Origin of the sequence: Mycobacterium sp. GA-1841, from assembly GCF_001954135.1 — a bacterium.
In the GTDB taxonomy this organism is placed as follows: domain Bacteria; phylum Actinomycetota; class Actinomycetes; order Mycobacteriales; family Mycobacteriaceae; genus Mycobacterium.
On sequence record NZ_MBEQ01000019.1, the window covers coordinates 1 to 7,824 of the forward strand.

Below are 7,824 nucleotides of genomic sequence, written 5' to 3' on the forward strand. Positions count from 1 at the left end.
GCGGCTCATCGACCAGCATCTCGCAGCAAGTCCCACGAACCCAACAACAAAACGCTGATAGGAATCATTAGCGTGCGGGTCTGTCGGCCGACACGCCGTTGATTCCCAACGATTTCCGCACGCTCGGGCCGTCGCGGTGTATTTTGACACCAACGACGATTCCGCGTGTGCGGGTCAGCCCTCACCCCGCACCTGCGTTGGGGGGAGTCAGCGCATGGCAGTCGAACAGTCAACCAAGCAGCCGATGATCGGCAAGGGCTGGGTTCAAGGCGTCGCCCTGGTGATGATCTTCGGATTCTTCGTCATGGGCCTGCTGGCCTACCGCACCTACACCGCATCGATGCCCATGCCCGCCAAGGTGGTCACCGAGTCGGGTCGAGTGCTGTTCACCGGCGACGAGATCACCCGGGGCCAAGAGCTGTACCAGGCGCGCGGATTGCACGAGTACGGATCGGTGGTCGGTCACGGCGCCTATCTGGGCCCCGATTACACCGCCGACTATCTGCGTCGGGCCACCGATGACGTGGCCGCGCAACTGAAGGCGGGCGGCATGGGCGACACCCACGACGCCGTCGTCACCGAATTCCGCACCAACCGGTTCAACCCGGACACCCGCACCCTGGTGTTCACCGATCGGCAGGCCGTGGCGTTCGACCGGATCACCCAGCACTACGCGGACTTCTTCGGCGAGAACTCGACGAAATACGGGCTGTTGCCCCGACTCATCACCGACCCGGCCGAAATCCATGACCTGACGGCATTTTTCGCCTGGACGGCGTGGGCATCGGCCGCCGAGCGTCCCGGCCACAACTACAGCTACACCAACAACTGGCCCAGCGAGCCACGCGTCGACAACGGGCCCACCGCCCAGCTGATCGTGTGGTCGACGCTGTCGCTGATCATGTTGCTCGGCGGGACGGGCATCATGTTCGCCGTGTACGGGCGGTGGAGCCAGAAGATCGGCTGGCACAGCGCCGAGGCACCCACCCTGTCGTTCCGTCAGCCCGGCGAGGTGTCACTGACTCCGGCCCAACGCTCGACCATCTGGTTCTTCGCGATCGTTTCGGTGTTGTTCCTCGCCCAAGCCCTGCTCGGTGGCGCCGTCCAGCACTATCGGGCCGACCTGTCGAACTTCTTCGGGCTGGATCTGGCCGCGATCCTGCCCTACAACCTGGCCCGCACCTGGCATCTGCAGCTGGCCTTGTTCTGGACCGCCGCGGCGTTCCTCGCTGGCGGAATCTTCTTGACCCCGTTCATTTCCCGGCGTGAACCGCGCCGGCAACACTGGCTGTCGTACGGCCTGCTCGGCGCCGTCGTGGTGGTGGTCGTGGGCTCGCTGATCTCCGAGGCGCTGTCCATCTACGGGATCATCCCGTCGGGCACGCTGTTGTCTCAGCAGTGGGAGTACCTGGACCTGCCGAGGCTGTGGCAGATCCTGCTGATCGTCGGCATGTTCGTGTGGATCGCCATCATCTGGCGCGGTATGCGGGCCCGCCTCAAAGACGAGTCCAAGCTGAACATGCCGTGGGTGTTCTTCTTCTCGGGCTTGGCGATCCCGATGTTCTACGCGGTGGGGTTGCTCGCCGGCAGCGACACCCACCTGACCGTGGCCGACTTCTGGCGGTTCTGGGTGGTGCACCTGTGGGTGGAGGATTTCCTCGAACTGTTCACCACGGTGATGGTGGCCTACATCTTCGTGATGCTCGGCGTGGTGAGCCAGCGCATCGCGCTCGGCGTGATCTTTCTCGATGTGATCCTGTATTCGGCCGGCGGCGTCATCGGCACCATGCACCACCTCTACTTCTCCGGAACCCCGGTGGAGCACATGGCCCTCGGCGCGTTTTTCTCCGCCGCCGAGGTGATCCCGTTGACGTTCCTGACCGTCGAGGCGTGGGCCTTCCTGCAACTGGGGTCCCGACAGACCACCGGCGACTCGAAACCGTTCCCGCATCGGTGGGCGGTGATGTTCCTGGTGGCGGTGGGCTTCTGGAATTTTGTCGGTGCGGGCATCTTCGGCTTCCTGATCAACCTGCCGATCGTGTCCTACTACCAGATTGGCACCGCACTGACCGCCAATCACGGCCATGCCGCGATGATGGGCGTCTACGGCATGCTCGCCGTCGGGCTGGCCATGTTCGCCTTCCGGTATGTCATCCCCGCGGACAAGTGGCCCGAGAAGTGGGCCCGAGTATCGTTCTGGGGCCTCAACATCGGGCTGGCCTGGATGGTCTTCGCCAGCCTGTTGCCGCTGGGTGTGCTGCAGCTCTACCACTCGGTCAACGAGGGCTACTTCGAGGCGCGTTCACTGGGCTACATCGCGCAGCCCGGCAATTCGGTGCTGGAATGGTTGCGCTTCCCCGGCGACGTCATCTTCATCGTCGGCGGAGTGGTGCCGTTTGTCTGGATCGCGTTGCAGGCACTGCGGCATTTCAAGTCCGGCCCCGTCACCGACGAGATCCCCGAAAATCCGTTGTACACCGAGGTGAACCCGACACCGGCCCAGGCGCCGGCCACGGAGACGTCATGACTCCTCCGACCACGGCGGCTTGGCTGATGGCGGGCTACGCGCTGGCATTGGTTGCCGTGGCCTGGGGGTTCGACCTGATGGCGCGACGCGCTTCGATGCGCGCAGCCCGTTGGCGCACCGGCAATTTCACCTACCACGCCGATCACGATGCCTGGCTGTGTCCGCAGGACCAGTGGTTGTGGCCGACCTCGTTCGACCCGGGCAACCGGGTGATGCGCTATCGGGCCAAACCCTCGGTGTGCAATGCCTGCCCGGTGAAGTCCACCTGCACCAGCTCCGGGCAGGGTCGGGAGATGACGCGGGAGATCGACCCCTGGCCTCACTCGGAGGCAGGGCAATTCCATCGCGGGATCGCTTGTGCGGTGGCAGGTTTGGCACTCGTCATGCTGGTGGCGATGCTGATCGGTCAGCACGGTGCCGGCGACGTGGTGGTGTTGACGGTGACGGCGGTGATCGTCGTCGGTGCCGCGCTCCCCCTGGCCCGTCATCTGTGGGCGAGCCCGGCCAACGCTCCAGACCACCTCCCCCACCGCACCGGTGAACAGGACATCACAGCCGTCGGCACCGACCGCTACGCCACCCGGTGGGGCGGCGGCTGGTCTGACCGGAAGGAGTTTCCATGACCGCATTGTGGCTCTTCCTCGCCGTGGCGGGGCTGATCGTGGTGGGGCTGCTGGTCTACACGTCGCTGAAAGTGCTGCGCGAGTACGAGCGGGGTGTGGTCTTCCGCATGGGCCGGGCTCGTCCGCTGTACGGCCCGGGTCTGGTGGTGCTCTTGCCGTTGGTCGACCGGATGGTGCGTGTCGATCAACGGGTGGTCACCTTGACCATCCCGCCGCAGGAGGTCATCACCCGTGACAACGTGCCGGCCCGGGTCAACGCCGTGGTGATGTTCCAGGTCACCGATCCCCTGAAAGCTATTCTGGCAGTAGAGAACTATGCCGTGGCCACCTCTCAGATTGCCCAGACCACATTGCGGTCACTGCTCGGTCGCGCCGATCTCGACACCCTGCTGGCGCACCGCGAGGACCTCAACGTCGATCTGCGGGCCATCATCGAAACCCAGAGCGCCCGGTGGGGTGTCGAGGTGCGCGTGGTCGAGATCAAGGATGTCGAGATCCCGGAGTCGATGCAGCGGGCCATGGCGCGTGAGGCCGAGGCCGAACGCGAACGTCGAGCCAAGGTGATCAACGCACGTGGCGAACTGCAGGCCTCAGACGAGTTGCGGCAGGCCGCCGAAACCCTGTCCAAGAATCCGGCCTCACTCCAGCTCAGGTATCTGCAGACCCTCCTCGAGCTCGGCGCCGATCAGAATTCGACGGTGGTGTTCCCATTGCCGGTCGACATCATCACCCCATTCCTGAAGAACCCCGCTCTGGGAGATGCACTCGCCAACGGGTTGGCACGGCATCGGGACTGACCTCGACGGCTAACTGCGCGTGGCGATGACCTGCTGGGCGACGTCGATGAGCTTGGTGTTGCTGTCCTGCGACAGCCGCCGCAGCATCTCGAAGGCTTGCACGTCATCGACGTGGTAGCGCTCCATGATGATTCCCTTGGCCTGACCGATACGATCACGCGTCGACAACGCCGAGGTCAGCTGTTCGGTGTGCTTGCTGGCCAACAGGGCCGCAGCGGCGTGCGCAGCGAGAACCGTGCCGACGGTCTCCGCCTCGGCGTCCCACACTCGGGGCTGGAACCCGAACAGATTCAAAGCGCCGGCGGTCTTTTCCGCGGTGTAGAGCTTGTACGACATTCCGCTGAGCACACCGATCTCCACCGCAGCCTTCGAATAGTTCGGCCACCGCGTCTCTTCCCGGAAGTCGTCGGTACACACCACCAGGTCGTCGAGCGCCGCCTGCACGCAGGGCCCCTCCTGGTACATCATCTGTAATTCGTCGAGCCGGCGCGGCAGATCGCTCGTGCCGGCGATCGATTCGAATTTGCCACCGCCGCCGATAAGCAGAATTCCCGCAGTGTCCACCCCACGGATCAGTTCGGTCGCCGCTGCGGTGACGTCGGCGAGGATCTGCTCAACCGTGCGCGGGGCCGCCACAGTGCGCGCAAGCTCCGCCATGCGGACGGCCAATTCGTGTCGCGGTAGCTCTGTCATCCCCCTATCGTTCCCTTTCGCCTCCCCGACCACACGTTTATCGGTGACGAGGACGGGCAACCGGATGCGGTAGGTGAGCGCAGCGGTCGGCCACTGCACTCACCCAGGTCTCGCCGGTTCAGACCTCGAGCCGACGGGACCGCCTTCGGGGGCTGCTGTCAGAAGTTCGTCACTGCTGCGGCGGCAAGCCGGCGACCAGGGGCGCGTCGGCCGCGACCGGACCCAGCTTCGCCGCTCCGCCGGGTGAGCCCAACGGCTCGTCGCGCCCCGGCAGTGTCTCGGCGAAGAACGCCGCGTTGTCGTCCTGGTAGGGCACCAACTCGTCGGGCAGGTCATCTTCGTAATAGATGGCCTCCACCGGGCAGACCGGTTCGCAGGCACCGCAGTCCACGCATTCGTCGGGGTGGATGTAGAGCGCTCGCGCGCCCTCGTAGATGCAGTCGACCGGGCATTCTTCGACACATGCGCGATCCATGACATCCACACATGGCTTGCCGATTACGTACGTCATGGCTCATAGTTTATCCAAGAGGATTTGTAAAAACTGGTGGAGGCGCATATGAGGCCGATGACCAGAGCGGAAAACCGCCCGACAACCACCGACGCGACACTGACCGTCACGCGTCCCTTCCCCGCGCGGATGGGACCACCTGGCCACCTGATCTACAAACTGGTCACCACCACCGATCACAAGCTGATCGGCGTCATGTACATGGTCGCCTGCTACGTGTTCTTCTTCACCGGCGGACTGATGGCGCTGTTCATGCGCTCCGAACTCGCCGAACCCGGGCTGCAGTTCCTGTCCAACGAGCAGTACAACCAACTGTTCACCATGCATGGCACGGTGATGCTGCTGTTCTACGCCACCCCTATCGTGTTCGGCTTCGCCAACCTCGTGCTCCCCCTTCAGATCGGCGCACCGGACGTGGCCTTCCCACGGTTGAACGCATTGTCGTTTTGGCTCTTCGTCTTCGGCGCGCTCATCGCGCTGTCCGGATTCATCACGCCCAGCGGCGCTGCCGATTTCGGTTGGACGGGATATGCCCCGCTCAGCGAGGCCATCCACTCGCCGGGTGCCGGAGGCGATCTGTGGATCATGGGACTGGCCGTGGCCGGGCTGGGCACCATTCTCGGGGCAGTCAACATGATCACCACCGTGGTCTGCATGCGCGCGCCCGGCATGGTGATGTTCCGCATGCCGATCTTCACCTGGAACATCCTGGTCACCAGCGTGCTGGTGTTGATGGTGTTCCCGCTGTTGACTGCGGCCCTCTTCGGCCTGGCGGCCGACCGGCATCTCGGCGCCCACATCTACGATCCAGCCAACGGCGGGGCGATCCTCTGGCAGCACCTGTTCTGGTTCTTCGGCCATCCCGAGGTCTACGTGGTGGCCCTGCCGTTTTTCGGCATCGTCACCGAAATCATCCCCGTGTTCTCCCGCAAACCGCTGTTCGGCTACACCACCCTGATCTACGCGACCATCAGCATCGGCGCCCTGTCGATGGCGGTGTGGGCACATCACATGTTCGCCACGGGAGCCGTTCTGCTGCCGTTCTTCTCGCTGATGTCCTACTTCATCGCAGTGCCGACCGGGATCAAGTTCTTCAATTGGATCGGCACGATGTGGAAGGGGCAGTTGACGTTCGAGACGCCGATGCTCTTTTCGGTGGGCTTCATGGTCACGTTCCTCCTCGGCGGACTGTCGGGTGTCATGCTGGCCAGCCCCCCGATCGATTTCCATGTCACCGACACGTACTTCCTCATCGCGCACTTCCACTATGTGCTGTTCGGCACGATCGTGTTCGCGTCCTTCGGTGGGGTGTACTTCTGGTTTCCGAAGATCACCGGACGCTTGCTCGACGAGCGTCTCGGCAAGGTGCATTTCTGGCTGACGTTCATCGGTTTTCACACCACATTCCTTGTGCAGCACTGGCTGGGAAATGAAGGCATGCCGCGTCGTTATGCCGACTATCTGCCGTCCGACGGCTTCACCACACTCAATGTGGTGTCCAGCATCGGGGCGTTCATCCTCGGTGTTTCGATGCTGCCGTTCGTGTGGAACGTCTTCAAGAGCTGGCGCTACGGGGAGCCGGTCGTGGTCGACGACCCTTGGGGTTACGGCAATTCGCTGGAGTGGGCCACCAGTTGCCCACCGCCGCGGCACAACTTCACCGAACTGCCCCGAATCCGTTCTGAAAGACCGGCTTTCGAGCTGCATTACCCCCACATGGTGAAACGGATGCGAGCTGAATCGCACATCGGTCGTCACTGAAGCCGCCGGCGAGCCCGTCAACGGGGCCGCCGACGTCACACTGGAGTGACTCCCGAACCCGGGCGCCACCCCAGCGTGACAGAACGGTGGGCGGTCAGGCCTCTTTGAGCGCCTCGATGTCGAGGGTGATGGTCACCTTGTCGCCGACGACGGCGCCACCGGCCTCCAGCGGCATGTCGATGTCGATGCCGAAGTCCTTGCGGTTCAACACCACCGAGGCCTCGAACCCGGCCACGGCACCCTGCCCCATGCCGGGGTTCACGCCGTTGTACTCGAGCTTGAGCGACACCGGCTTCGTCACGCCCTTGAGAGTGAAGTCGCCATCGACGAGGTAGGCGTCGCCGTCGGGACGCACGCCGGTCGATACGAAGGTGGCAGTCGGGTATTTCTCGGCGTCGAAGAAGTCTGCAGACCGCACATGCGCGTCGCGCTGCTCGTTGCGGGTGTTGACGGAGTTGACGTCGATGGTGGCGCTGACCGAAGCGGTCCCGTCCTCGGCGACGGTGATGGCGCCGCTGAACGTCTCGAAACTGCCGCGAACCTTGCTCACCATGAGATGGCGCACCGAAAAGTTGACCGATGAATGCACCGGGTCGATGGCCCAGGTTCCTGCGGTCAGGTCGGTGGCTACTGCTGCGGTCATGGCGTCTCCTCGGTTCTGCGGGCCGGTCGATCCGGCACCCTCACTCTCCACTAACCGGACCGTGGTCCGATTTAATTCCCGGACCGTACACAAAGTTCTCCAGCGTGGAATCGGGCCGGCAGTAGCGGCACGCGCAAGCTCGACGAAAGCGACGAAGTTGCCGACGAATTACGGCGTGGCGGGCCGCAGACCCGCACGCTAATGATTCCTATCAGCGTTTTGTTGTTGGGTTCGTGGGACTTGCTGCGAGATGCTGGTCGATGAGCCGC

The 7,824-nt window shown here is 63.8% G+C and carries 7 protein-coding genes; 4 read left to right on the plus strand and 3 right to left on the minus strand.

Annotated features, from left to right (window positions below; translation table 11 throughout):
- Positions 1–214: 214 nt before the first annotated feature.
- Genes A5740_RS05845 through A5740_RS05855 form a run of 3 tightly spaced genes read left to right on the plus strand, consistent with a single transcriptional unit; the run spans position 215 to position 3,947 of the window.
- Positions 215–2,527: a nitric-oxide reductase large subunit gene (locus A5740_RS05845; RefSeq protein WP_076192281.1), complete on the plus strand. Its 2,313-nt coding sequence runs from the start codon at positions 215–217 to the stop codon at positions 2,525–2,527.
- On the plus strand, positions 2,524–3,150 hold the full coding sequence (locus tag A5740_RS05850; protein WP_076192283.1) for a hypothetical protein: 627 nt from the start codon (positions 2,524–2,526) through the stop codon (positions 3,148–3,150). The genes A5740_RS05845 and A5740_RS05850 overlap by 4 nt, the downstream gene beginning before the upstream one ends.
- The gene (locus tag A5740_RS05855) at positions 3,147–3,947 is read left to right on the plus strand and encodes a slipin family protein (protein WP_076192284.1); all 801 of its coding nucleotides are present in this window, start codon (positions 3,147–3,149) and stop codon (positions 3,945–3,947) included. Before A5740_RS05850 ends, A5740_RS05855 begins: the two co-directional genes overlap by 4 nt.
- 9 nt (positions 3,948–3,956) lie before the next feature.
- On the opposite strand, the gene A5740_RS05860 is transcribed toward A5740_RS05855, so the two are convergent.
- Together A5740_RS05860 and fdxA are read right to left on the minus strand one after the other, a co-directional pair.
- Positions 3,957–4,640, minus strand: a complete 684-nt coding sequence (locus A5740_RS05860; protein WP_076192291.1) for an ANTAR domain-containing protein — start codon at positions 4,638–4,640, stop codon at positions 3,957–3,959.
- Positions 4,641–4,809: 169 nt separating this feature from the next.
- The gene (gene fdxA / locus A5740_RS05865; RefSeq protein WP_076192286.1) at positions 4,810–5,151 is read right to left on the minus strand and encodes a ferredoxin; all 342 of its coding nucleotides are present in this window, start codon (positions 5,149–5,151) and stop codon (positions 4,810–4,812) included.
- A 57-nt stretch (positions 5,152–5,208) separates the two neighbouring features.
- On the opposite strand from fdxA, the gene ctaD reads away from it, so the two are divergent.
- The gene (gene ctaD / locus A5740_RS05870; RefSeq protein ID WP_076192287.1) at positions 5,209–6,912 is read left to right on the plus strand and encodes a cytochrome c oxidase subunit I; all 1,704 of its coding nucleotides are present in this window, start codon (positions 5,209–5,211) and stop codon (positions 6,910–6,912) included.
- A gap of 94 nt (positions 6,913–7,006) precedes the next feature.
- On the opposite strand, the gene A5740_RS05875 is transcribed toward ctaD, so the two are convergent.
- On the minus strand, positions 7,007–7,555 hold the full coding sequence (locus tag A5740_RS05875) for a YceI family protein (RefSeq protein ID WP_076192289.1): 549 nt from the start codon (positions 7,553–7,555) through the stop codon (positions 7,007–7,009).
- Positions 7,556–7,824 lie beyond the last annotated feature (269 nt).